At 72.4% G+C, this 21689-nt stretch carries 14 protein-coding genes and 1 riboswitch; of the genes, 6 read left to right on the top strand and 8 right to left on the bottom strand.

The window, feature by feature from the left end:
• Positions 1 to 876 precede the first annotated feature (876 nt).
• The 4 genes from KUF83_RS42510 to KUF83_RS02085 all read right to left on the bottom strand — a co-directional run bounded on the left by KUF83_RS42510 (position 877) and on the right by KUF83_RS02085 (position 6906).
• Positions 877 to 1815 (bottom strand): hypothetical protein, encoded by a 939-nt coding sequence (locus tag KUF83_RS42510; RefSeq protein ID WP_217452763.1) that lies wholly within the window; start codon positions 1813 to 1815, stop codon positions 877 to 879.
• A 197-nt stretch (positions 1816 to 2012) separates the two neighbouring features.
• Entirely contained in the window at positions 2013 to 3164 is a 1152-nt protein-coding gene (locus KUF83_RS02095) for a VWA domain-containing protein (protein WP_217452866.1), read from the bottom strand.
• Positions 3165 to 3268: 104 nt separating this feature from the next.
• A complete protein-coding gene (locus KUF83_RS02090) occupies positions 3269 to 5695 on the bottom strand; it encodes a DUF5682 family protein (RefSeq protein ID WP_217452762.1) in 2427 nt (808 codons plus the stop codon).
• Positions 5692 to 6906: an AAA family ATPase gene (locus KUF83_RS02085; RefSeq protein ID WP_217452761.1), complete on the bottom strand. Its 1215-nt coding sequence runs from the start codon at positions 6904 to 6906 to the stop codon at positions 5692 to 5694. Before KUF83_RS02085 ends, KUF83_RS02090 begins: the two co-directional genes overlap by 4 nt.
• A gap of 134 nt (positions 6907 to 7040) precedes the next feature.
• On the opposite strand from KUF83_RS02085, the gene KUF83_RS02080 reads away from it, so the two are divergent.
• Both KUF83_RS02080 and KUF83_RS02075 read left to right on the top strand, forming a co-directional pair.
• Positions 7041 to 8393 (top strand): SWIM zinc finger family protein, encoded by a 1353-nt coding sequence (locus tag KUF83_RS02080; RefSeq protein ID WP_217452760.1) that lies wholly within the window; start codon positions 7041 to 7043, stop codon positions 8391 to 8393.
• A gap of 74 nt (positions 8394 to 8467) precedes the next feature.
• A complete protein-coding gene (locus KUF83_RS02075) occupies positions 8468 to 10090 on the top strand; it encodes a DUF5691 domain-containing protein (RefSeq protein WP_217452759.1) in 1623 nt (540 codons plus the stop codon).
• A gap of 273 nt (positions 10091 to 10363) precedes the next feature.
• On the opposite strand, the gene KUF83_RS02070 is transcribed toward KUF83_RS02075, so the two are convergent.
• A complete protein-coding gene (locus KUF83_RS02070) occupies positions 10364 to 10780 on the bottom strand; it encodes a cobalamin B12-binding domain-containing protein (RefSeq protein WP_217452758.1) in 417 nt (138 codons plus the stop codon).
• 568 nt (positions 10781 to 11348) lie between these two features.
• Between KUF83_RS02070 and KUF83_RS02065 the strand changes: the two genes are divergently transcribed.
• A complete protein-coding gene (locus KUF83_RS02065; protein ID WP_217452757.1) occupies positions 11349 to 12275 on the top strand; it encodes a triacylglycerol lipase in 927 nt (308 codons plus the stop codon).
• Positions 12276 to 12554: 279 nt separating this feature from the next.
• Positions 12555 to 14231 (top strand): M23 family metallopeptidase, encoded by a 1677-nt coding sequence (locus tag KUF83_RS02060; protein WP_217452756.1) that lies wholly within the window; start codon positions 12555 to 12557, stop codon positions 14229 to 14231.
• A 296-nt stretch (positions 14232 to 14527) separates the two neighbouring features.
• Here KUF83_RS02060 and pcrA read toward each other — a convergent pair whose 3' ends face one another.
• Positions 14528 to 17014: a DNA helicase PcrA gene (gene pcrA, locus KUF83_RS02055; RefSeq protein WP_217452755.1), complete on the bottom strand. Its 2487-nt coding sequence runs from the start codon at positions 17012 to 17014 to the stop codon at positions 14528 to 14530.
• Positions 17015 to 17541: 527 nt separating this feature from the next.
• Positions 17542 to 17714: riboswitch (cyclic di-AMP (ydaO/yuaA leader) on the top strand.
• A gap of 6 nt (positions 17715 to 17720) precedes the next feature.
• Between pcrA and KUF83_RS02050 the strand changes: the two genes are divergently transcribed.
• Positions 17721 to 18878 (top strand): C40 family peptidase, encoded by a 1158-nt coding sequence (locus tag KUF83_RS02050; RefSeq protein ID WP_217452754.1) that lies wholly within the window; start codon positions 17721 to 17723, stop codon positions 18876 to 18878.
• Between the two features lie 108 nt (positions 18879 to 18986).
• Here the strand turns inward: KUF83_RS02050 and KUF83_RS02045 are convergent, their stop codons facing one another.
• A complete protein-coding gene (locus KUF83_RS02045; RefSeq protein ID WP_217452753.1) occupies positions 18987 to 19340 on the bottom strand; it encodes a hypothetical protein in 354 nt (117 codons plus the stop codon).
• A gap of 459 nt (positions 19341 to 19799) precedes the next feature.
• Between KUF83_RS02045 and KUF83_RS02040 the strand changes: the two genes are divergently transcribed.
• Positions 19800 to 20861, top strand: coding sequence for a C40 family peptidase (locus KUF83_RS02040; RefSeq protein WP_217452752.1), 1062 nt, complete (start codon positions 19800 to 19802; stop codon positions 20859 to 20861).
• A 151-nt stretch (positions 20862 to 21012) separates the two neighbouring features.
• On the opposite strand, the gene KUF83_RS02035 is transcribed toward KUF83_RS02040, so the two are convergent.
• Positions 21013 to 21666 (bottom strand): response regulator transcription factor, encoded by a 654-nt coding sequence (locus KUF83_RS02035; protein ID WP_143639346.1) that lies wholly within the window; start codon positions 21664 to 21666, stop codon positions 21013 to 21015.
• Positions 21667 to 21689 lie beyond the last annotated feature (23 nt).

The raw sequence follows: 21689 nt of genomic DNA, 5'->3' as shown, positions 1-21689 counted from the left end.
GCGTGCCGCGAGGGCAACGTGACTGCGCGGTCACAAGGAGGGCGTGAGCACGGTGGCCGGCACGCGGCATGTCCGCCTCGCAGGTTATCCCCGCTCACCGTGGGGTCGTAAATCGCAGATCACACCTGGGCGGTGATTACGGTCACAGATTGCCGGTGTAAAGGACCTCACCAGGCTGGGGTTTGCCTGGTGAGGTCCCTTGAACAGCCCCTGACAGTGACCTGAGGGGCCTCGGGCGAACGGTCCCCACCCCAATGGGGACCGTTCTGCCCTGACCGCGGGGTTTCAGCCGCACGGACCGAAGGATTTCGGCCGTACGGGGCCTGCGCCCTGCGGGGTCGGAGGGTGCCGTACGACCGGCCGTCAGGCTCGGTCGCACGGCGGGCGTCGTCGGACGCCGCGGGTGGAGCCGCCCGGGAGGGGCGGCAGGTGGCTCGGGGGTCGACAGGCGACACGGGAGGGGGCAGTGGCTCGGAGGGGCAGTAGGTGGCCGGAGGGCGGCAGGCGGCTCGGGAGGGCGACGGAGTCGGTACCGGCCCAGCCCCCGCCGGTGGGGTCACCGGTCGGTGGCACCGCGAAGGACTCGACGATTTCGGCCGGATCCCGCGCCTGGACCCGGCTTGTCCTGGACCCGGCTTGTCCGGGATCGGGCTTGTACGGGATCGGGCTTGGGCAAGGCTCGGGCTTGGGCAAGGCTCGGGCTCGGTCCGGGCTCGGCTCGGCTCGGGCTCGGGCTCGGGCTCGGGCTCGGGCTCGGGCTCGGGCTCGGGCTCGGGCTCGGGCCTGACGATCGCGTCCTGAGTCCAGGAGGCGTCCGGGCCCGGCGGGCAGGCCCGCTCCGTCTCCGCGCGGCAGGTCTCAGCCGGGGAGGTCCCCTCAGCCGGGAGACGCCGGGACGTCCCGGAACCGGTCCCGGGTCCCGGACACGGTGACGTCCGCGGTGGGACCGGGCGCCAGCAACGGCCTGACCCTCTCGTGCGACCCGACGACCTGCGCGTCACCGTGCCGCGACGATCCCTTGTCGGCCGCGCAGTGGCGCCCCAGCGCGTCCGTGGGCGTGGCGTCTCCGTCGGGCGGCCCGTGCGTGGGCGTCTGCGGGGCCGGCGTGTCGTAGGCATCGCGGGCGCCGTGGACCTCGCGGGCGTCGGCACCCAGACGCACCTCCGTGACGGTGACCGCCGCCACGGAGCCACTGAGGAGCCGCGGTCCGTACGCCCACCCCGTCACGCCCCGCGCCTTCCTCTCAACCCTCTCGTGCTTCTCCGCCGCCCCGCCCGGCTGTCGCGGCGCCGAATCGGCCGGCGAGTTCTGCCCCGGGGCCTCGGGCAGACCGGGGAGCCCCGGCGACTCCGGCAACCCCGGTGCTCCCGGAACTCCCGGAACTCCTGGAGTACCAGGCACCGTGGGCAGCGGAGGCACGGGCGGCCACCACTGCGGCGGGGCGGGCTGCTCGGCGATGCCTCCGGTCATGCGGTCCACGAGGTCTTCGACCGGCCGCACCACATGCTCGGCCACCGGCTGTACGACCCGCTCGGTGACCGGCCGTACGACCCGCTGAACCTCGTCGGCGTTCGGGGACGTGACCGTCGGGGACGTGACAGGCGGAGGCTCGGAGTCCGGGACCGCCGACCGGAGCAGCCCCACCGTCGTCGAGCCCTGCGCGACGCCTCCGTCCGCAGCGCGTGCCTGCTCCCCGCAGAGAAGCCCCAGCACGAACAACCCGCCCACCAGCAGTGCCACGTGCAGCGCACGCCGCCCCACCGCCGTACGCGACGCGCGCGGAGCGGCACCGGGAAGTGCGGCGGACAGGGCCAAGGCGGGGAGAGCCTCCCAAGAGCTGCTGCGGGTGATGGTGCGGAGGTGAAACGGCGTGCGTGGGGCGAGTTGGGGGCGCGGCCGAACGCGCTGCACGCCCCCGAAAGCCCGCCGATCCTCGCACGGGACTCCCGAGGTTGCGCAAGTCCCCCGTTACCGATGGATACGCATGTCCGCTTTTTCCCTCGCCCGCGCCTCTACCGCCCGGGGCTCCCGGTGTCCGGTATCGGCAGCGGGCGCTTCTCGATCGCCGCCGCCATCACCTCCGGGAAGAGGTCGGGCGTGCAGGCGAACGCCGGTGCTCCCAGGCCCGCGAGGGCCGCCGCGTGTTCACGGTCGTAGGCGGGTGCCCCCTCGTCGGACAGCGCGAGCAGCGTCACGAACTGCACCCCCGACGCCTTCATCGCGGCGACCCGCTTCAGCATCTCGTCCCTGATGCCTCCTTCGTAGAGGTCGCTGATGAGCACGACCACGGTGTCGGCGGGGCGGGTGATCTGCGACTGGCAGTAGGCCAGCGCCCTGTTGATGTCCGTGCCGCCGCCGAGCTGCGTGCCGAAGAGGACGTCCACCGGATCGTCGAGCTGGTCGGTGAGGTCGACCACGGCCGTGTCGAAGACGACGAGCCGGGTGTCGATGGACCGCATCGAGGCCAGGACCGCGCCGAACACCGACGCGTACACGACCGACGCCGCCATCGAGCCCGACTGGTCGATGCACAGGACGACTTCCTTCTTCACGGACTGCGAGGCCCGTCCGTAGCCGATGAGCCGCTCGGGCACGATCGTGCGGTACTCGGGCAGGTAGTGCTTGAGGTTGGCCGCGATGGTGCGGTTCCAGTCGATGTCGTGGTGGCGCGGCCGGTTGATACGAGCACTGCGGTCCAGTGCGCCCGTCAGGGTGGCCCGGGTGCGTGTCGCGAGCCGCTTCTCCAGGTCCTGAACCACCTTGCGCACGACGGCCCGTGCCGTCTCCTTGGTCGTCTCGGGCATCGCCTTGTTGAGCGACAGCAGGGTGCCGACCAGGTGCACGTCGGCCTCCACGGCCTCCAGCATCTCCGGTTCGAGCAGGAGGGTGGACAGGCCGAGGCGGTCGATGGCGTCCCGCTGCATGACCTGGACGACGGAGGACGGGAAGTACGTCCGGATGTCCCCGAGCCACCGGGCGACGGACGGCGCGGACGCCCCGAGCCCGGCCGAACGGTCCTGTCCCGGCCGCGCCCTGCCTCCCTTCCCGTCCTTCTTCCCGTACAGCGCGCCGAGCGCCCCATCCATCGCGGCGTCCTGTCCTGCGAGCGTGTGGCCGGTGCCGTCCGCGTCGTCCCCGCCGAGCACGAGCCGCCAGCGCCGCAGCCGTTCGTCGACGGCATCGGCCGGGCCGGACGCGCCGACCCGGTCGGCCGTTCCCGTGTTCTCGGTTCCCGTGTTCTCGGTTCCCGTGCTCTCGGTTCCCGTGGTCACCGGCCCACCCCCACAAGGTCGTTGTCGTCGGCGGCGCGGCCGTCCGCCTCGTCCAGGCCGAGCAGCAGACGCAGCACCGGCAGTACGGCGTCGGCGCGGTCCGTGTCGAGGGCGGGCGCGAAGCCGGGTGTCCCGGAGGTGGTGGCCGCGAGGCCACCGCGCGGTGTCGGCCCCCGCCGGACCAGTTCGCCAAGGGTGCGGCGCACTCCGGGCTCGTACGCCGAGAAGGTGCGCCGCAGGAGTGGCAGCACGTCGGTGAACGCGGCCCCCGGCACCCCGGTCAGCCAGGAGTCGACCAGCGAGAGCAGCCGCTCGTCGTGCACGAGCAGCATCCCGCCCCCGGACCCCCCGCCGACGAACCCCTCGATCCATGCCGCCGCGTCCGCGGGTGCGGTCCCCGGCGACAGGACCAGACCCATGAGCCGGGCCGCCTCCTCCTGCCCCAACTCCCCATCGTCGAGCAGCAGCCGGACGGCCCGTCCCCGGACGACGCCCGGCACGGTGTCCCGCGCGCACAGCGTGCCCAGCACGGCGTGCCATCGGCCGCGGATGCCGGCCCGGGAGTCGTCCTCGCCGCCCTCGGCCAGCAGCCCCACCGCGCCGTGCACCGCGTCGACATGCCCCCGCATCTCCTCCGCGGCCTCCGGGTCGAGAGCCGCGCATGCGGGAGGCAGCCCGACGAAGACGCGCTCCGCCAGCCCTGCGGCGACCTCGGCCAGGGCCTGCGTACCCGTGCCGCGTACGTCGCCGTAGCGGAGGGAGCGGACGAGGGCGGGCAGCGCCTGGGCGAGGTGGCCCACGTCGGCGTCCAGAGCGGCGCGGTCGGCGAGGATCCGCATCACCACAGGGAGGGCGTCCGGGAGTTCGGCGAGGAGGCAGCGCTCGGCGAGGCCCGTGACGTCGGCCAGGGAACGGGCGCCGACGGCGTCCGCCTCGGCCTTCGCGGTCGCGGCGGCGACCACGGTCGTCCCCCACACCCCTGCCTCGGCCACGCGCACCGCGAGCTCCGGCTCCCAGTGCAGTCGCCAGGTCTCCCTGAAGGTGCCGGTGCTGCCGCGTGACGCGACGGCTTCTCCCCACCCGACGCCCAGGAGTCGCAGCCGGTGCAGCAGCCTGCTGCGCCCGCCGTCGGTTTCCTTGCGCAGGTCGAGCTCCAACTCCCGCTGCTGCGCCTCCGGTTTCAGCCGCAGCCGTCGCTGGAGCCGGGCGAGGTCGCGCTGCAGCGGGACCGCGGGTGCCGCCGCGGGGACCTCGCCCAGTACGTCGCCGACCACGAGCCGGTCGTGCACGAGTGCGAGCGGTACGTCCGAGCCCTCGCACATCACGGCCCGTACGGCGTCGGTGGTCTCGGTGAGGCCGGGCAGGGGGCGGCCCCTCATCGCGGCGAGCGTGTCGGCGAGCCGCACCGCCTCGATGACGTGCGCGGACGAGACCAGCCGGTCCTCGTCCCTCAGCAGCCCCGCCACCTTCGTCATCCAGCGCTCTATGGGGCGGTCGGCCGCGGCGAACAGGTGCCCGTACCAGCCGGGCGAGTCGATGCCCGCGCCGTAACCGCTCACCCGTGAGAGCCGCCGGTGCGTCCAGGGCACCCACGTCATGTCGGTCTTCACCTTGGGGAGCCCTCTGAGCAGGGCCCGGTCGGCGGCGACACTCGTCCGCTGTCGCAGGGCGGGCACGTGCCAGGCACCGCACACCACGGCCACGTCGTCCCCGAACTCCCGCTGTGCCGCCCGCATCTGAAGGCGCATGTGGGCCTCGCGCACGAGATCCCGCTCGTGTCCTCCCGCCCCGTAGACCTCCCGCAGCGCCCCCATGGCCTCGGCGAGCACCTCGAACGGTGCGAACGCGTCGCCTCCCCGCGCCCCCCGGTGCTCGATCACGTCCTCCCACCACCGCTCGGCGTCGTCGTACCCGGCGGTCTCGGCGAGCACGGCGAGCGGGTCGATCCGCACGGCTTCCGCGGCTTGCGGACGAGGTCCGTCCGGCGGCCCCTCCTCGTCGCTCTCCTCGCCGCTCTCCTCCTCTCCTTCCCTCGTCGCCTCCTTCTCTTTCTCCTCCTCGCCTCCCCATGCCAGCGTGTGCGTGGCGGGAAGGTCGATGAAGCGGGCCGGCACCTCGTGCTCCAGGGCCCAGCGGATCGCCACCCACTCCGGTGAGAACTCGGCGAGCGGCCAGAACGCCGACCGACCCGGCTCGTCCACGACGTGCGCGAGGAGGGCGACGGGCGGCCGCATGTCCTCGTCGGCGGCGAGCGCGATCAACGCGTCCGCCTCCGGCGGCCCTTCGAGGAGCACCGCGCGCGGGCTCGCCTCGTCGAGTGCCGCACGGACGGCCCGCGCCGAGCCCGGCCCGTGGTGGCGCACCCCGAGCAGCAGGGGACCGGGCGCCCGCCGCGCCTGGCGTCCCGTATCCGGCTCGCTCACGCGCTCACCTCCCGGCACGCCCGGTAGAAGTCCTTCCACCCGTCGCGCTCACGGACGACCGCTTCCAGGTACTCCTGCCAGATGACGCGGTCGGCCGCCGGATCGCGGACGACGGCACCGAGGATGCCCGCGGCGACGTCACCGGCTCGCAGGACGCCGTCCCCGAAGTGGGCGGCCAGTGCGAGGCCGTTGGTGACGACGGAGATCGCCTCCGCGGTGGACAGGGTGCCGCTGGGCGACTTGAGCTTCGTACGGCCGTCGGCGGTGACGCCGTCGCGCAGCTCGCGGAAGACGGTGACGACGCGGCGGATCTCGTCGATGCCGTCGGGCACGGCGGGCAGGTCCAGGGAGCGGCCGATCTGGTCGACCCGGCGCGAGACGATCTCGACCTCGGCGTCGGCACTCTCCGGCAGGGGCAGCACCACCGTGTTGAAGCGGCGGCGCAGGGCGCTCGACAGGTCGTTCACCCCGCGGTCGCGGTCGTTGGCCGTCGCGATCAGGTTGAAGCCCCGCACTGCCTGCACCTCCGAACCCAGCTCCGGTATCGGCAGGTTCTTCTCCGACAGGATCGTGATGAGCGTGTCCTGTACGTCGGCGGGGATGCGCGTCAGTTCCTCGACGCGGGCCGTCATGCCCTCCGCCATCGCCCGCATGACCGGGCTGGGCACCAGGGCGTCACGGCTCGGGCCGTGCGCGAGCAGCTGCGCGTAGTTCCAGCCGTACCGGATCGCCTCCTCCGGCGTGCCGGCGGTGCCCTGCACGAGGAGGGTGGAATCGCCGCTGACCGCTGCGGCCAGGTGCTCGGAGACCCAGGTCTTGGCCGTGCCGGGCACGCCGAGCAGGAGCAGTGCCCGGTCGGTGGCGAGCGTGGTGACCGCCACTTCGACGATGCGGCGCGGTCCCACGTATTTCGGCGTGATCACCGTGCCGTCCGGGAGGGTGCCGCCGAGCAGGTACGTCGCCACGGCCCACGGTGACATCCGCCAGCGGGCCGGCCGCGGGCGGTCGTCCTGTGCGGCCAGCGCGGCGAGTTCGGCGGCGAACGCGTCCTCGGCGTGCGGCCGCAACTCCTCGCCCGCGTCCGGCGCGGACGGGGCGGTGGCCGTGGCCGTACGCACGCCTGCCGCCCTCGCCGCGCCGCCACTCGTGGGTGCGGGCTCGGACTGGTGCGGACTCGGGTCGACGGACGTCGGATCGACGGACACGGACATGGAGCGGTCCCCCTTGCGGCTCGGCCGGTTCGGATCTGGTTCCACCGTGCACCACGCCACTGACAATGGGCTCTGACCTGCGGAAATACACTGACCGCGGTCAATTGTCAGTGGGGGGATCTACCTTCGATGACATGACTCAGCAGGGGGTGCGCTGGACCGCGGATCAGGTGCTGGCACTGGCGCCTGACACCGCGTCACGCAAGGCGGGCAGCAAGCTCGGCGCGGCCGGGCCGTGGTCGGAGGCGGGCAGTTCCGACGAGGGGACGGTGTGGGGGCTGTGCAGGGGAAGCGGCAGCAGGCCGTACCGGACGGTGATCGACATCGCGGACTCCACGGGGCCCGCGTACAAGTGCAGTTGCCCGAGCCGCAAGTTCCCGTGCAAGCACGCGCTGGGGCTGCTGCTGCTCTGGGCCGGCGAGGACGGCACGGTGCCGCGGGGGCAGGTGCCGGAGTGGGCGGGCGAGTGGATCGAGGACAGGAGGAAGCGCGCGGACGACAAGCGGGCGGCGGGCGCGGCCGGTTCCCCGCCTTCGGGTGATCCGGAGGCGGCGCGGCGCAGGGCGGAGCGCCGGGCCGAGTGGATCACCGCGGGGGCGGCGGAGCTGGAGCAGCGGCTGACCGATCTGCTGCGGGGCGGCCTGGCCTCGGCGGAACAGGCGGGGTACGGGCTGTGGGAGGAGACGGCGGCCCGCATGGTCGACGCGCAGGCACCGGGACTGGCCGCACGCGTACGGGAGTTGGGGGCGATACCGTCGTCCGGCTCCGGCTGGCCGGTGCGGCTGCTGGAGGAGTGTGCGCTGCTCCACCTCCTCGACCAGGGATGGCTGCGCCGTGAGCGGCTGCCCGACGGCCTGGCTGCGACGGTCCGTTCCCGGATCGGGCTGCCCGGCTCGGCGGACGGCCCGCCGGTGCGCGACCACTGGCTGGTCCTGGCCCAGTACGACACCTCGGACAGCCACCTCACGACCCGCCGGATCTGGTTGTACGGCGCCGGGTCGGGCCGCACCGCGCTGGTCCTGTCGTACGGGGCGGCCGGGCGCGCGCCGGAGCTGGCGTTGCCCGTCGGGCTGGCCCTGGACGCGGAGGTGTCCGCGTATCCGGGCGTGGGGCAGTCGCGGGCGGCGCTGGGCGAGCGGTTCGCTCCTGCGGCGCCCACGGAGTTCCGGCCGCCCGGCGTGGACGTGGCGCGGGCCGTGGCCCGGTACGGCGAGGCGCTCCGGGACGACCCGTGGCTGGACTCCCACCCGGTGACGCTCGGCCGTGTCGTACCGATTCCGGACGGCGACGGCTGGCAGCTGGCGGACGCCGACGGGGAGCTCGCCCTGCCCCTGACCCCGGCCGCCCGGTCCCGCTCCGGTCTGTGGCGCCTGGTCGCCCTCTCCGGCGGTGCACCGGTGACGGTCTTCGGAGAGTGCGGCCACCGCGGCTTCTCCCCGCTCACGGCCTGGCCCGAGGGCCCGGGCGAGGCGGTGACCCTGTGCTGACGGACACCGCCCTCCAGCCCTCTCGACCCCCTGAAGACCTTGTGGCCCCCGTGGCCCCTACGGAAGGGACGCGCATGACCAGGAAGCCCGCTCTCCCTGAGGCACCCGAGGGGAGTCACTGGGAGGAGCTCGTTACCGTGGCGCTGCTGGGGACGGCTCGGCGTACGCCGCCGGGGGTGGCGGCCGGGCGCGACGCACCGGCGGCGTTGCTGGACGCGGCAGCGGTGGAGACCGTGCGGCGACGGGCCGGGATGCGGCCGGGGCGGGCGGCGGCCCGGGTCGAGCCGGCGGCGGAGGATGCCCGTCCCGCGCTGCCGCCGGCGGCGGCGCGCAGGCTGACGATGCTCCTCGCCGACCGGCCGGGAGCGGGGAGCGGCGGGCGCAGGGGGACGGCCCCCGATCTCATGGAGCTGCTGCCGCAGTGGCTCGCCACGGCGAACCGTCAGGGCTTCGCGGCTCCTCCCCAGGCGCTGCCCGCGCTGCTGGACGCGGCCCGGGGGCGTACGGATCTGCGGCCGGCGGTGCTTGCGTTCGCGGGACCGCGCGCGCTGTGGCTGGCCCGGCTGAACACGGACTGGCGGTTCGCGCTGCGGTCGACGCCGGGCGGCGGTGCGGCCCTGCCCGGGCCCGAGGAGCCGGAGCGGATGCGCGAGTTGTGGGAGGAGGGGCTGTTCGCCGAGCGGGTCGCACTCCTGTCGGCGATACGGGCGCGGGACGCGGCGGCGGCCCGGGACCTGCTCGCCACCACCTGGGCGACGGAGCGGGCCGAGGACCGGTTGATGTTCCTCGACTCGTTGCGGACGGGGCTGGGCGCGGCCGACGAGCCGTTCCTGGAGCGGGCGTTGGCCGACCGGAGCCGCAATGTGCGGGCCACGGCGGCGGAGTTGTTGTCCGCGCTGCCCGGTTCGGCGCTCGCCGGCCGGATGGCGGAGCGAGCGGGGTCCTGCGTCGCGGTCGACCGCACGCAGGGCACACCGGCGATCGTGGTGGAGGCGCCGCACGAGTGCGATCCCGGCATGGAGCGGGACGGCGTGCTTCCCAAGGCTCCGGCCGGCCGCGGTGAACGGTCCTGGTGGCTGGGGCAGTTGGTGGAGGCGGCACCGCTCGGCGCGTGGTCACGGCGGCTCGGGGACCGTACACCGGAGGAGATCGTGGCGCTGCCCGTGGCCGACGACTGGCAGGACGAGCTGCATGCCGCGTGGTGCCGCGCGGCGGTCCGGCAGCGTGACCCCTCCTGGTCCAGAGCGCTGCTGGGGACGCCCGCGGCACCCGAGGCGGGCGGGCCTGGTGCCGTGTCCCTCGCCGAGCGGGCGAAGCTGCTCGGCACGCTGGGGTCCGAGGAGCGGGCGGACTGGGTGGCGGGGTTCATAGCCGTGCACGGGCTGTCCGAGGCGTTCCAGCTGCTCGGGGTGTGCACGGTGCCCTGGGCGGGCCCCTTGGGCCGGGCCGTGGTGGACGCGCTCAACATCGCGCGGGACGCGGGGAGCTACCCGTGGAGTTTCAGCGGGGTGATGGGCCTGGCCGAGCGCTGTCTCGACCCGGCGGAGGCCGTCCGCCTCGAAGCGCTGACCGCCGTCCCCGACGAGCCGGAGGACGCGGCTCCGGGCGCCGGAGGCTACTGGGCCGAATCCTTCCAGCGCCTCGTCACCACGCTGCGCCTGCGCGCGGCCATGCAGAGCGAACTCACGCGGGCGTGAGCGTGGGGTCCGAATGCAGGTACGGGGCACGGGGTACGGGGTGCGCAAGGCGCGGATGGCGGCTGGGCCCGACCCGGGACGCGACCGTTCCTACCGCGTCCGCGCGCCCGTCGCGGGCGAGCCCCTGCCGCACCGGCCCCCGCCCAGGGGCGCGGGGAACTGCGCGACCAGCCACAGGCGACCCGCACCCGCCCACGCATGCCCGCACGCCGGCACGCCCGCACGCACACCGAATCCGACCCACCCCGCACATCCCGCCGAACCGGCGGAGCCCTACGTGCCGGCAGGCTGCCGGACGTTGGCGCGCACCCAGTCCACGATGGACGTCGTCGTGGCCCCGGGCGTGAAGATCTCGGCGACGCCCTTCTCCTTGAGCGGCGGGATGTCCGCCTCGGGGATGATCCCGCCGCCGAACACCTTGATGTCCTCGGCCTCGTGCTCCTCGAGGAGCTCGATGACCGCGGCGAACAGGGTGTTGTGCGCACCGGAAAGGATGGAGAGACCGATCGCGTCGGCGTCCTCCTGGATCGCCGTGTCCACGATCTGCTCGGGCGTCTGGTGGAGACCGGTGTAGATGACCTCCATACCGGCGTCGCGCAGCGCCCGCGCGATGACCTTCGCTCCGCGGTCGTGCCCGTCGAGCCCCGGCTTGGCCACCACCACGCGGATCGGACCGGCTGCCACACCCATCACTGCCTCCATGAACCGACTGCACCGATCTACAGAAACTACCCGTACCGCGGCCGCACGTACCGGCTGTCCGTCCGTTCCTGCCACCCGTACCTGCCGCCCGTACCGACCACCGCACCCGGCGACCGCGACGGCGGCTCGCCGTCACCGCGCCGCCTCCGAAGTACCCCGTCAGTACCCCGCCGGCACAGCCGCCCCGCGCCGGCCGGCCCGGGAAAGTGAACGAACGTTATCTCCACCATCCCGTAACCGGCAGTTTCGCGGTGGAGACCGAGGGGGAAATCACACGATGGGACAAGTTCGCCGCGCATCGGTCCGCACACCGCGACAAACGGTTCGCACCCGGGACGAGCGCAAGGGAAGTCGCCAAGAGGTCTCCGCACCTCCGCGCCGTCACACGCGCGACGGGGTGGTGCGGCGTTTCGGTGATCGCACGACGACGGGCCACCCGTCGCTCCACCGGTGTCACCCACACCGCACGTGCGTTGTCGCCGTCCTCACCACCGGCTTCCCACGAGGGCACACGGGGGACAGAGGGGTCCTGCCGTGCGCCGACGGGAGGTCGGCCATGAAGGTCACCAGGGCAGTACTGCCCCTGCTTCCACTGTGTCGGCGCCTGCTTCCCGACAGCCTGGCCGGATTCTCACTGACCCTGCTGAAGGCGACGGCCCTGGAGATCGCGATCCTCGCGGGCCACCTCCTCCTCTACCCCTCCGGCATCACCCCGGAGCGCCGCCCGTCCTCGGCCCCGCCCCGCCCCCTGTCCGAGCTGCCCGAACTGCCCGACACCGATCTCGGCGCGGTCCCCGCAGCGGACACCACCCGACTCCCCACCCCGGAGAAGCCCCCGGTCGTACTGCTGCACGGTTTCATCGACAACCGCTCGGTCTTCGTGCTGCTGCGCCGCTCGCTGGCCCAGCACGGCCGGCAGCAGATCGAGTCGCTCAACTACTCTCCGCTGACCTGCGACATACGGGCCGCGGCCGAGCTGCTCGGCCGGCACATAGAGGAGATCTGCGAGCGCACCGGCCGCGACGAGGTGGACATCGTCGGACACAGCCTGGGCGGACTGATCGCGCGCTACTACGTGCAGTGCCTCGGGGGTGACGTCCGCGTCCGGACCCTCGTCACGCTGGGCACGCCGCACGGGGGCACGCGGGTCGTTCCGCTGATGAACGCCCACCCGATCGTCCGCCAGATGCGCCCGGGCTCCGGCGTGCTCGACGAGTTGAGCAAGCCGGCCCCGCACTGCCGCACGCGGTTCGTCAGCTTCTGGAGCGACCTCGACCAGTTGATGGACCCGCTGGAGACGGCATGTATCGAGCACCCGGACCTCCTCGCACAGAACGTACGAGTGACCGGAATCGGACATCTCGCCCTGCCGGTGCACCCGGCGGTCGCGCTCGGCATACGACAGGCCCTGGACGTCGAGGAGACGACCGCCGGCGCCGCCGCCCGCGCCGCCGCTCACGCCGGCGGCCTGACGGTGGCGTAACCGGAAGCGGGCATCAGGGCACAGCTCGCCCCGAAGCAGGGCAAGGGTACGTGGGGGCAAGTGCCGTAAGCGGAAGCCGTATCGGGCTCAGGAGACGGCGTTTCTTCGAACGTTCATCGAACGCAAGGCCAAGGCTGTGCCCGGCCTCCGCCGAAAGACATCCGAATGCCCCTTTCCTGAGAAGAGGAAACCTGCTGAAGATTGTCGCGCCCTCATACCGCCGGGTACAGTCGCCGCACTGCTCTGCCAGCCCCTGTCGTCGAGGCGAAAGAGAAGTTGGTGAACGACCGTCACCCGTCGGGGACCGTAACTCCCCCGGCTCCGGCTCCCGAGGCCGCCACGGCGCATTACGCGTCCCCTGGCCAGCAGGGAGTCCCGTACGGCGACTTCACCATGTACGACGGGTACCCCGCCACCGGTTTTGATGCCTCCGCGTCCGGCTCGTACGGAACGACGGGCGGTTACGACACGACGGGCGCCTACGCGACGACCACGTTCGACACCGACCCCCTCTTCGGCGACCTTCCCGGCAACGGGAGTGGAACCGACGGAAGCGGCGGTACGGGTTCGTACGACGCCGCGACGGGAGCCTCGCCGGGCGGCGGTGACTGGGCGCATTCCACCGGCGGCCACCAGACCCTGAACTACGACCCGTACGCGGCCCAGCACCACGCCGCCTACGAGACCGGCAGCTACGACACGAGCGGTGTCTGGCCGGACGCCGGCTACCAGCAGCTCGGCGAGATCCCCACGCAGGCCGGGAACCCGGACGGCACCGGGCAGTGGGACGCGAACGCGTGGCTGCAGGCCGACCCGGTCGACCCCACCCAGCAGTGGACCGCCCCGACCTTCGAGACGGGCACCTACGACGCCACGGCCTGGAACTCGGACGGCGGCGAGCAGCACCAGACCCGGACCCAGGTCCACCAGCCGGTACAGACGGACCACGAGTCGTACGACCACCAGGACCCGCACGACGGTCAGGTCCCGTTCGACCAGCAGGCCACCAGCACGTTCGAGCAGCTTCCGTACGAGGAACAGGCCACCGCGCAGGACGACTTCGGTCACTCCGACCGGGCCGACGACGTCGCGGACCCTGATGGCCACGCTCATGACGAGTCCCCCCTTCTTGACGGCGTCGAGGAGACCGCTCCCGCCGCCACCGCCGCGCCGGGCTCCCGTGCCGCGTCCCGCGCGGCGGGCCGTTCCGCCTCTTCCCGGTCGCGCCGCCGCACCCCGCCCAAGCGTTCCGCGCTGCTGACGATCGCCGTGCCGTCGGCGTGCGTGATGGGTGTCGCCGGGATCGCCGCCGCGTCCGTGACCGGTGGCGGCGGCGAGGACGAGGTCCAGACGACAGCCGCCGCGCCCGATGTGAGCGCCGTGCAGCCGGCGGCCGCGAACAACCAGCTGGACACCCAGCTCGAGAACCTCTCCGCGGACGCGGACGACTTCGCCGACCGGGCGAGTCGGACGCAGGAACGTATCGACCTGAAGGCCCAGCAGGTCGCCGAGAAGCAGAAGGCGGCGGCGGAGGCGGCCCGTAAGGAGCGGCTGCGTCCGAAGTTCGCGCTGCCGGTCGCGCGGCACGGGCTCAGCGCCTACTACGGCCAGGCCGGCATCAACTGGATGTCCGTGCACACCGGCATCGACTTCCCCGTCTCGTACGGCACGACGGTGATGGCCGCGACGGACGGCACCGTCCGCACGCAGTGGAACAGCGCGTACGGGAACATGATCATCGTGACGGCCAAGGACGGTACGGAGACCTGGTACTGCCACCTCTCCACGTACAAGGTTGCCTCGGGGACCGTCGTGAAGGCCGGCGACCCGATCGCGTACTCCGGCAACTCCGGCAACTCCACCGGGCCGCATCTGCACTTCGAGGTGCGCCCCGCCGGCGGTTCGGCGATCGACCCGCTCCCGTGGCTGCGCAGCCACGGACTCAACCCGACCTGAGCCGACCTCCGGCAGGACCGCCGAGGCGACCGTCAGGGCCGGGTCGAACCCACCCAGTGGTCTGAACGGCCTCGCACTCGAAACTCGTCCTCGAACCCCGGGCGGGCCGCGGGCTCGCGATCCCGCCCGCGAACAGCCCTTGACCGCCGGGCGACGCAGGACCGCCATCAGGCAGGAGGTCCAGCGCTTCTGGCAGTCCTGGCAGTCCTCGCGGCCCTGGCGGTCGAAGTCCGCAGGCAGCACCCCGGACCGTCAGGCAGCCCAAGCCCCGCGGGCCGCTCCGAGGGCCCGGCGGGCTACAGCTTCTCCACCGGCGCGTAGCGCAGCAGCAGACGCTTCGGCTTCTCCGCGCCGAAGTCGACCGTCGCCTCCGCGTTCGCCCCCGTGCCCTTCACTCCGACCACCGTGCCGAGGCCGAACTGGTCGTGTGTGACGCGGTCCCCGACGGCCAGCGACACCACCGGCTTCTCCGCGGCACCCCGCCGCGTCGCGAAGCCGGACGCGCCGGAGGCGGCCGAGCGTGAGCGGGAGGAGGACAGGGAAGCCGCCACGCCACCGGCCGGACCGGAGGGCACCGCGCCCATGGAGCCGGTGCGCTTCCAGTCCAGATGCGTGTCCGGGATCTCCTCCAGGAAGCGGGACGGCGGGTTGTACGAGGGCTGCCCCCAGGCGCTGCGCATGGACGCCCGCGTCAGGTACAGCCGCTCCCGCGCGCGCGTGATGCCGACGTACGCGAGGCGCCGCTCCTCCTCCAGTTCCTTGGTCTGGCCGAGCGCGCGCATGTGCGGGAAGACGCCGTCCTCCAGACCGGTCAGGAACACCACGGGGAATTCGAGGCCCTTGGCGGTGTGGAGGGTCATGAGCGTTATCACTCCGGACCCGTCGTCGTCCTCGTCCGGGATCTGGTCGGAGTCGGCGACGAGCGCGACCCGCTCCAGGAACGCGGAGAGCCCGGCAGGCGTCTCGCCCTCACCGGCCTCCTGCTCGAACTCCAGGGCCACCGCGGCCAGTTCCTGGAGGTTCTCGATGCGGGTCTCGTCCTGCGGATCGGTCGAGGCCTGCAACTCGGCGAGGTAGCCGGTCCGTTCGAGTACCGCTTCCAGGACCGTCGCCGGGCCCGCGCCCGACTCGACGATCGTCCGGAGGTCCTCCATCAGCGTGTTGAACCGCTTGACGGCGTTGGTCGAGCGGGCCGCCATGCCGTACGCCTCGTCGACGCGGCGCAGGGCCTGCGGGAAGCTGATCTTCTCGCGCTGGGAGAGCGCGTCGATCATGGCCTCGGCGCGGTCGCCGATGCCGCGCTTCGGCACGTTCAGGATGCGGCGCAGCGGTACGGAGTCCTCGGGGTTCGCGAGCACACGCAGGTACGCGAGGACGTCCCGGACCTCCTTGCGCTCGTAGAAGCGGACGCCGCCGACGACCTTGTAGGGCAGGCCGACACGGATGAAGACCTCTTCGAAGACACGGGACTGGGCGTTCGTACGGTAGAAGACGGCGACGTCGCCCGCCTTCGCGTCGCCCGAGTCGGTGAGACGGTCGATCTCGTCGGCGACGAACTGGGCCTCGTCGTGCTCCGTGTCGGCGACGTAGCCGGTGATCCTGGCGCCCGCGCCCGCGTTGGTCCACAGGTTCTTGGGGCGGCGCGATGCGTTGCGCTCGATGACCGCGTTGGCCGCGGTGAGGATCGTCTGGGTGGAGCGGTAGTTCTGCTCCAGCAGGATCGTCGTCGCGTTCGGGTAGTCCTCCTCGAACTGGAGGATGTTGCGGATGGTCGCACCGCGGAAGGCGTAGATCGACTGGTCGGCGTCACCGACGACGCACAGCTCGGCCGGCTGGAGGTCGTCCTCGCGGGGCGGTACGTCGACCGGGTGCTCGGAGGTGCCGACGAGCTCCCGCACCAGGGCGTACTGCGCGTGGTTCGTGTCCTGGTACTCGTCGACGAGGACGTGGCGGAAGCGGCGGCGGTAGTGCTCGGCGACGTCGGGGAAGGCACGCAGGAGGTTGACCGTCGTCATGATCAGGTCGTCGAAGTCCAGCGCGTTCGCCTCGCGCAGCCGCGACTGGTACATGGCGTAGGCCTGGGCGAGGGTCTTCTCGAAGCCGTCGGTGGCCTGGGCGGCGAAGTCCTCCTCGTCGATCAGCTCGTTCTTCAGGTTCGAGATCTTGGCGCTGAAGGACTTCGGCGGGAAGCGCTTGGGGTCGAGATCCAGGTCGCGGCAGACCAGGGCCATGAGGCGCTTGCTGTCGGCGGCGTCGTAGATCGAGAAGGACGACGTGAAGCCGAGCTGCTTCGACTCCCTGCGCAGGATGCGGACGCAGGCGCTGTGGAAGGTCATCACCCACATCGCGTTGGCCCGCGGGCCGACGAGCTGCTCGACGCGCTCCTTCATCTCGCCCGCGGCCTTGTTCGTGAAGGTGATCGCGAGGATCTCGCCCGGGTGCACCCTGCGCTCGCCCAGCAGGTGGGCGATCCGGTGCGTGAGCACCCGCGTCTTGCCGGAGCCCGCGCCGGCCACGATGAGCAGCGGGGAGCCGTGGTGGACCACCGCCGCGCGCTGGTTCTCGTTCAGCCCGTCCAGGAGGGCGGCCGGGTCCACGAGCGGCCGGGAGGCGCCGTCCCGGTAGTACCCGTCCCTGCTCGGCGGCACGTCGAAGCGACCGCCGAACAAGTCGTCCGGCACGGGATCCGGCGCCTGGTCCTCGGGCGGCGGCGGGGGCTCCTCCTCATGGGCCTGCGAGGGCTTGAGGTCCGCCAGGAAGCTGTCGTCAAAGAGGCTGCTCATCGCTCTCCGAGTCTAGGCGCCCGCACTGACACCCCGCCGCCACCCCGGAAACTCGGCGGAATCCGGACGCGGCGGCCGCGCTCACCCGGCGACGCCCGCCCGGACGCCGGAGTCCCACAGGTACCGGGCACTCCCGGCCCCTCACTCTCCCCGTCGAACTCGTCGCACTCCGTCACCGAGTCGTACCCACTCGCCGAGTCGTACCCACTCGCCGGGTCGCGCCCGGTCACCGAGTGGGCCGAGCCGGCCTGCGCGTCGACCTGGAGCCACCTGCCGGCTCGCGCCCCCACGGTTCGGTACTGCCGCCCAACTCTGGCTGATTGGAAGCCAACGCACTCGCCGATCGGAATCCATTACTCCGGACAACTCGGCGCAGATCAGCGCCAATTGGCACCGGAGGGCAAGATCAGAATGCGAGGTCACGAAAATGTATCGGGCATATCGCACATCAAACTTCACAGGAGCCACACGAATTGGCTAACTTTCCTGTAGGCCGCTCGACCCGCACCGGCGAACATCGCCGGGCCGAGCGGACTCCGCCGAATCCGGCATGCCTTCGCGGCCGCCGGAACCGGGGACCCAACCGATCTTGGGGTGAATCGGTCCGACTCCCTCGCGGGACAAGGACCGTAGGGCAAACCTTCCGAAGCACTCGCCCGAACCCGACAGCTAACTCGGTAGGCGGATCACGGAAGGAGACGCCCTCGTGGCGCCACACCGCAAGTCGCGGCCCCCCGGTCCCATGGGCATACGGACCCCGGCCCTCGCCACCGCGGCTCTGACCTCGGTGGCCCTGCTCTCCCAGACGGCGGACGCCTCGCCGGCCACGGAGCCCACGCCGAGCACGGAGGAGGTCCAGAAGAAGATCGACGACCTCTACCAGCAGGCCGGTACGGCCACCGAGAAGTACAACGCGGCCAAGGAGAAGACCACCAAGCAGCGCAAGCGCGTCGGCACTCTGCTCGACGACGTGGCGCAGCGCACGGAGAAGCTCAACGCCGCCCGCGAGGACCTCGGGACGTTCGCCTCCGCGCAGTACCGCACGGGAGCCTCCGCCCCCGACTCGGCGTCCCTCCTCCTCGCGGACAACCCGCAGGACTACTTCGACCAGACCCAGCTGATGAACCGGCTGACGGCCCGCCAGCAGCAGGCCGTCGACGACTACGCGACGCAGCAGGCCGCCACCACGAAGAAGCGGCAGGAGGCGTCCGAGGGGCTGGAGACGCTCACCACGACGCAGAGCACGCTGAAGACGTCCAAGGCCGATGTCCAGCGGAAGCTCGCCGAGGCCCGCGCGCTCCTCTCGAAGCTGACCGCCGAGGAGAAGGTCCGGCTCGCCGCGATCGAGCGGGAGAAGCAGGAGGAGGCCCGGCGCAAGGCCGACGAACTGGCCCGGCGGCAGGCGGCCGACGCGGACCGCCGGCGGCAGGAGGCGGCCGCACAGACCCAGCAGGGCACGGGGACCTCCACGGGAACGGGAGGCGTGCCGGGCGCCGGCTCGGACTCCGCCTCCACCGCCAAGGCCGACAAGGCGCTCGCCTTCGCCCGTGCCCAGATCGGCAAGCCGTACGTCTGGGGCGCGAGCGGCCCCGGTTCGTACGACTGCTCCGGCCTCACCCAGGCCGCCTGGAAGGCCGCCGGCGTCACCCTCCCGCGTACGACGTGGGACCAGGTCAAGACCGGTACGACGGTCTCCGTGAACAGCGCTCAGCCCGGTGACCTCGTCTTCTTCTACGACGACATCAGCCACGTCGGCGTCTACATCGGTGACGGCATGATGATCCACGCCCCCAAGCCGGGCTCGTACGTCCGCGAGGAGTCGGTCTACTACATGCCGATCCACAGCGTGGTGCGGCCGGCGTAGAGGCGCCGCTCGGGGCAGGGGCCCGCGGCCCCTCGGGGCGGGAGGCACGACTGGGGGCACGGCACGCGCGCGTGACCCGGTCCGGCCCGGATCCAGCCCGGCCGGAGATCAGGTCCAGAGAACCGCGATGAAGATGTTCGCCGTGGTCAGTGCCCCGACCAGGCCGAACAGTTCCTTCTCCACCCTCTCCTCGTCGCGTTTCACATAGACGAGGCCGAGGATCACGACCAGCAGCGCCAGTTTCACGCCGATCTTGATGTTGTTGACGGTCTGGTCGTCGGCCTGGTTCAGGCCGACGAGGACCACGCCGGTGACCAGCATGGTCAGCGCGCCGTGGAGCATCGCGGGGGTGAAGCGGGCCGTGCCGTCGCCCATCGCCTTCATCTGGGTGAGGAATCCGCCCAGCAGGGAGGCGATGCCGATGATGTGCAGGGCGACGAAGACATGAATGAGTACGTCCATGAGCCCGGACCTTAACCGGACGTCCGGATACCGCCTCGCACCGCCCCGGTCCGGACACCCCCGCGGCAGCGCGCTCGGCACCCTCTGACGGAGCCCATAGCACCGTCCCGTGTGCCGCTCCCCCGCAATCCGCGCTTCGGTCAGCCCACCGCGCCAAGTCGGTTGCGCCGGGCCCGGATCGCGGTCGCATCCGGTCAGCTCGTGCCCGACTGACACCACTTCCGTACATGCCGTTACCCCCGGCACACCACCAGGTTTAGCGTCCTTTCCCAGGCGACCGGCTCCCCACCACAACCGCCCGGGCCAGGGGCGGCTGCCGGCGCCACCGCCGAGAAAAGGTCCGGCGGCGTCCCGCCTCCCCCTGTGCGGGCCGCCGCCGGACGTGCAACCGGCCCCTGAGAACCGCCGCCCGGGACACACCGTGTCCCGGCGGCCGTACGGAAGGAACGTGGATCGCACGTGGCAGCGCACCGTAAGCCCAGACAGCGCTCACTCGGCGGTGGTACGGCCCGTACCGCCTTCACCATCGCCCTCGCGGGGGCGGCGAGCGCGACCGGGTTCGACGGGACCGGGGTCGCCTCGCCCGAGCTGACGCCGGCTCAGGTGAAGGCCAAGGTCGACAAGTTGTACCAGGAGGCGGAGGTCGCCACTGAGAAGTACAACGGGGCGAGGGAGAAGTCCGGGAAGGCGGCGGGGCGGCTCGGCACCCTGCAGGACGAGGCCGCGCGCAAGACGGAGCGGCTCAACTCCGAGCGGGACGCGCTCGGTTCGCTGGCCACCGCCCAGTACCGGGACGGGGGCGTCGATCCCTCTCTGGCGCTGATGCTCTCCTCGGACCCCGACCAGTACCTGGAGGGCGCCGCGTTCGCCGAGCGTGCGGGCAGCAGGCAGGCCTCGACGGTCTCGCGTGTACGGACCCAGCTGCGCGAGATCGAGCAGCTGCGCGGGGCCGCGCACGTCGAGCTCACGTCACTGAAGGCGCAGCAGGCGGAACTGAAGCGGCACAAGAAGACGGTCACCGGGAAGCTGGGTGAGGCGCGCCGGCTCCTGTCGGGGCTGTCGGACGAGGACCGGGCGCGGATCGGTGCGGACGACGCGGACACCGCCCGCGCCTCGCGCTCCGCCCCGGCGCCGCGCGACCTCGGCGCGGGCAGCTCCGCACAGGCGCCCAACTCCCGTACGGCGGCGGCGATCTCCTACGCCTACGGGAAGCTCGGCAGCCCGTACGTGTGGGGCGCGACGGGCCCCGACGCCTTCGACTGCTCGGGTCTGATGCAGGCCGCGTACCGCGCCGCGGGCCTCTCGCTGCCCCGGACGACGTACGCGCAGATCAACGCGGGCCAACGCGTGTCCCGGTCCGAACTGCGGCCCGGGGACCTGGTGTTCTTCTACTCGGGCATCAGCCATGTGGGGCTGTACGTGGGCAACGGGCAGATGGTGCACGCGCCCAACCCGTCGGCGCCGGTGCGGGTGGCGCCGATCGACGAGATGCCGTTCGCGGGGGCCACTCGCGTGGCGTGAGCGAGCCTGCCCCGCCGCGGGCGTCGCGGTCCCCGCAGACCGGGACCGCGGTCCGGCCGACCTGCGTCGCACGGCGGAGCAGGACGGCACGCGGAGCAGGACGGCACGTCGACCGCGCGGACTTCCGGACCGTGGCGGTGAAGCCCTGACGTCAGACCAGCCGTCGCGCTGTCGCCCAGCGCGTCAGCTCGTGCCGGTTCGACAGCTGCAGCTTCCTCAGCACCGCCGACACGTGGGACTCGACGGTCTTCACCGAGATGAACAGCTGCTTGGCGATCTCCTTGTACGCGTAGCCGCGGGCGATGAGGCGCAGGACCTCCCGCTCGCGCTGGGTGAGGCGGTCGAGGTCCTCGTCGACGGGCGGGGCGTCGGTGGAGGCGAACGCGTCGAGGACGAAGCCGGCCAGGCGGGGCGAGAAGACGGCGTCGCCGTCCTGGACGCGGAAGACGGAGTCGACGAGGTCGGTGCCGGTGATCGTCTTCGTGACGTAGCCACGGGCGCCGCCGCGGATCACGCCGATGACGTCCTCCGCGGCGTCGGACACGGACAGCGCGAGGAACCGGACCGGCTGCTCGGCGTCGGCCATCAACGGCGAGCAGCGGCGCAGGACTTCGACCCCGCCGCCGCCCGGGAGGTGCACGTCGAGGAGGACGACCTCGGGGCGGGTCGCGGTGATGACCGTGACCGCCTGGTCGACGTCCGCGGCCTCGCCGACCACTTCGACGCCGGTCCGCTCGGTCTGCCCGATCTCCGCCTGGACTCCCGTACGGAACATGCGGTGGTCGTCGACGAGGACCACGCGCACGTGCCGTCCGGGGCCGGTGACGG

This window comes from Streptomyces sp. BV286 (assembly GCF_019090165.1).
GTDB lineage: Bacteria > Actinomycetota > Actinomycetes > Streptomycetales > Streptomycetaceae > Streptomyces.
This window is presented reverse-complemented; position numbering and strand designations above follow the sequence as displayed.

Excerpts from the sequence above, each read along its gene's own strand:
- KUF83_RS02085 (WP_217452761.1), bottom strand. The coding sequence starts at position 6,906 with ATGTCCGTGTCCGTCGATCCGACGTCCGTCGACCCGAGTCCGCACCAG.
- KUF83_RS02080 (WP_217452760.1), top strand. The coding sequence starts at position 7,041 with ATGACTCAGCAGGGGGTGCGCTGGACCGCGGATCAGGTGCTGGCACTG.
- KUF83_RS02075 (WP_217452759.1), top strand. The coding sequence starts at position 8,468 with ATGACCAGGAAGCCCGCTCTCCCTGAGGCACCCGAGGGGAGTCACTGG.
- KUF83_RS02070 (WP_217452758.1), bottom strand. The coding sequence starts at position 10,780 with ATGGGTGTGGCAGCCGGTCCGATCCGCGTGGTGGTGGCCAAGCCGGGG.
- KUF83_RS02065 (WP_217452757.1), top strand. The coding sequence starts at position 11,349 with ATGAAGGTCACCAGGGCAGTACTGCCCCTGCTTCCACTGTGTCGGCGC.
- pcrA (WP_217452755.1), bottom strand. The coding sequence starts at position 17,014 with ATGAGCAGCCTCTTTGACGACAGCTTCCTGGCGGACCTCAAGCCCTCG.
- KUF83_RS02045 (WP_217452753.1), bottom strand. The coding sequence starts at position 19,340 with ATGGACGTACTCATTCATGTCTTCGTCGCCCTGCACATCATCGGCATC.